This is a genomic window from Allokutzneria sp. NRRL B-24872 (assembly GCF_002155965.1).
Taxonomy (GTDB): Bacteria; Actinomycetota; Actinomycetes; order Mycobacteriales; family Pseudonocardiaceae; genus Allokutzneria.
In genome coordinates this window covers 1-669 of sequence record NZ_MUMH01000357.1, presented here as the reverse complement: position 1 = coordinate 669, position 669 = coordinate 1, and the positions used below count along the sequence as shown (strand labels likewise).

The following is a 669-nucleotide window of genomic DNA, read 5'->3' as shown; positions in this document are numbered from 1 at the left end:
TGGCCGAGGAGCTGAGAGGTCTGGACACGGCACTGGAGCTGCGCGTCCCGGATCTCGCCCCGGAGTTCCACGATCTGCGGCTGAACGAGGCGGACTTCGACTTCCTCTCCGACGCGGAGCCCACACTGTTCGGCATGGTCTCCGGCCCCTCGCGGTTGCAGGAGGACCTGTCCGTCATGGACCTCCTGCGGTTCGCCATCGAGCGCCGTCGGGACGGCTTCCGCACCCTGGACACGGCGTATCACCACGTGGCGAGGCTGTGCGCCGCAGGAGGCATCGAACTCCCGGGCGACTTCCAGGGTCCCGGCGCCGACCGCCTCGTCGGCTTCGAGCCGACCGACTTCGACCTCGCCGCCTTCGACGAGGGCCTGCTGGGCCCCGGCGCCCTAGGCCCCCTCGAACTCGTCCTGGTCGCCGGGCGCTTCGAGTGGACCCTGGCCGAGGTCTACGACCGCTACGCGCCCTTCTCCTGCCTCGGTCTCGACGTCACGGTCGACCCGCCCGAGGGTGCCGAGCGGGAGATCGTCCCGGACTGGGCCGACGTCATCATCCTGACCACCCGGCTCACCGGCCGCGCCCCCGCCCTCACCGGCGCCGTCTCAGAGGACCACATCGCGCTGTGTGCAGAGGAGACCGAACTCGGCGAGGCCGACGTACGCGACCGCCTGG

Annotated in this window: 1 protein-coding gene; it reads left to right on the top strand. The window is 71.0% G+C overall.

What is annotated here, in order from left to right; translation table 11 throughout:
• Window positions 1-669: hypothetical protein (locus tag CCN37_RS41250; protein WP_210408409.1), on the top strand; the 669-nt coding region annotated here is incomplete at both ends.